This window comes from Bradyrhizobium sp. AUGA SZCCT0431 (assembly GCF_018131065.1).
In the GTDB taxonomy this organism is placed as follows: Bacteria; Pseudomonadota; Alphaproteobacteria; order Rhizobiales; family Xanthobacteraceae; genus Bradyrhizobium.
Genome location: NZ_JAFCLR010000091.1, coordinates 1 through 2,356 on the forward strand (window position 1 = coordinate 1; position 2,356 = coordinate 2,356).

Consider the following 2,356-nt stretch of genomic DNA (forward strand, 5'->3'; position numbering starts at 1 on the left):
CATGAAGACTGCCAAAGCGCTCGGCCTCACCGTGCCGACTCCGTTACTCCTTCGCGCTGATGAGGTGATCGAATAGATGCTGTTTGCTGCGATGCACGAGTCTCTTGTTGGCACAAACCGGCGGTTAGAGGTCGGGCAGAGTATGTCCGCTCTGCCCGGGTATTTCAGACATCAACTTGTTCCGCTATTGCCAGGGCGTCATCAACTTCGATCCCGAGATATCGAACGGTACTTTCGATTTTAGTGTGCCCGAGCAAGAGCTGAACGGCTCTCAGGTTGCCCGTTCGCCGATAAATCAGGGTCGCTTTTGTCCGTCGCAGTGAATGCGTCCCGAACAGCCTTGGGTCCAGCCCGACGCTTCCGATCCACTCCGACACGAGCCGGGCATATTGGCGCGTTGTCACGTTGCGGTCAGGGCCGCGACGGCCGGTGAATAAAAACTCGCCGAGCCGTTTGCCGGTGGACTTTAGATAATCATCGACTGCTTGGCGGGTCTGCTCGCTCAATTCAAATCTGACTGGCCGCCCGGTTTTCTTCTGCCGCACCGTTGCGCGATCCGCTGTGTATCCGCCTGCGGCTACGTCCTCGACGCGGATGGCGACGACATCACAGCCGCGAAGCTTGCTGTCGATTGCCAGATTGAACATGGCGAGGTCGCGAGCGCGGCCTTCGATCTGGAGCTTGGTCCGGATCGACCAGACGTGTTTAGGTCGCAGCGGTGGCTTTGCACCGGTGAGCTTTCCCTTGTTCCACGGCACTCGCTTATGCTCAGGGGTGCCATTCGCTTGATCCTGCATGGCCATACTCCTCGGCTAGGTTACAGAGGGCGAGAAGCATGTGCCACCGGATCAGGCTTTGGAATTAGGTCGGCTTTCGGGGTCTAAGCGGACTTCGCGTCCAGCCCAGCGGCAAACCACGTGTAGCGCTTGACCCACACGGGAAGTCGCCCCTTTCGATGAACCTCCGCTATCATATTGGGGTCGCAAAACATATATTGCACCAAACCGCTGTCGCGGTAGAGCACGACGGCTCGATGCCCGCGAGTAGGGAAGTGGCTCCGCGGCCCGGCGACAGATCGGCCCGGGCGGGCTCTGCCAGCCTTTAGCTGCGCATGGCGGCGCGGAAGCCGACGAAGCTCAACGCGCTCGCCACGGTGACGGCAATCCAACTCGCCCAGAACGGCACATCGACGCCATCCAAGGTGACGGACCACCCCATCCATTGGCGCAAACGGGCACTGTTTTTATGGTGTCAATTTGTCTGCCTGCTCGACACAGCGCATAAATCGCCCGATAATTGACATGTGAAAGTAGGGACCAGCGGGGACCTGCCATGGCTAATATCGAAGAAACTCCGCGCAAGCTCGTTTTGAAAGCAGGCTCAACGACGCTTACACTCGACAAGGATTCCGGCAAGGCAACGCTGCAGCAAAAAATGCTGCTGTGGAACAGAAAGCCTGTCGCGTTCGCGCTCTCCGATATCGACGACATCGCGGTGAAGTCGGATGTGGACGGCCTTTCAGGCGCGGCAATCCATCACAGCGTCTTGCACAGGCGTACTGGTGAGATCACCGTCCTGACAACCGAGGAAGCCAAGGACGCCGCCGAAACGGTGAAAAAGCTGCGTGGATTTATTGGACAGTAATGGCGAAGTCGTCAAAACTCATTGCGGCAAAGCGCGGGCGGATTTTGTTGGTTAGAAGAAGGCGCGACCGCTTATGGATGTTTCCCGGGGGCCGTAGGCGTGGCCTGGAAACGGAAAAAGATTGCCTGCGCAGGGAAATCCGGGAGGAGCTTCCAAAGCTCAAACTGGGGCGCTTGAAGCTCTGGAAAGAGGTCAAGGGCCAGGAACCCCACATCAGGACGGAAGATGAGCGATGCTATATTCATCGCTAATAAAGTGTCCGGTCGTCTCGCCATCGGTGACAGGAGGGAAATAGACAAGGCGACGTGGCGTAAACCGCGCGGCATCCGGTTAACGCCGACCTCTCGTTACATCCGCGACAAGCTGTTCCCCAAGCGAGGCTAACACTTCCGCGTTTGGCACCTTTGAGACATGCCCGCCTATCCTGAGAATGTCCGTTCACCGGGGTAGACCGGAAGTCATCGACACACGATCAGAACGACGCGACTGACCCACAACGGACCTCGACCCGCCCCATTTGTTTGCCCTCGCCACTCTGCAAAGTGCTAAGGTCAGACATCAGTGAGGCACTTTCTCCGGAGGCTCAATGAGGCGGCGCGAATTCATCGCCGGGATTGGCGTCACAGCGGCATGGCTGATCTTCCCCCGAGAAAGTGGACGGGCTTAAGCGGCTTTTAGCTCCATCTCGATCGGAGCGATATATCCGATTGCG

2 protein-coding genes and 1 pseudogene are annotated in these 2,356 nt (G+C 57.9%); 2 read left to right on the forward strand and 1 reads right to left on the reverse strand.

Features of this window, described 5'->3' with window-relative positions; genetic code table 11:
* Window positions 1-164: 164 nt before the first annotated feature.
* On the reverse strand, window positions 165-797 hold the full coding sequence (locus JQ567_RS37845) for a tyrosine-type recombinase/integrase (protein WP_212443525.1): 633 nt from the start codon (window positions 795-797) through the stop codon (window positions 165-167).
* Window positions 798-1,332: 535 nt separating this feature from the next.
* Between JQ567_RS37845 and JQ567_RS37850 the strand changes: the two genes are divergently transcribed.
* Together JQ567_RS37850 and JQ567_RS37855 are read left to right on the forward strand one after the other, a co-directional pair.
* On the forward strand, window positions 1,333-1,644 hold the full coding sequence (locus JQ567_RS37850; protein ID WP_212002050.1) for a hypothetical protein: 312 nt from the start codon (window positions 1,333-1,335) through the stop codon (window positions 1,642-1,644).
* Window positions 1,644-2,028, forward strand: a pseudogene (locus JQ567_RS37855) (NUDIX hydrolase). The gene JQ567_RS37850 and the pseudogene JQ567_RS37855 overlap by 1 nt, the downstream one beginning before the upstream one ends.
* Window positions 2,029-2,356: the final 328 nt, after the last annotated feature.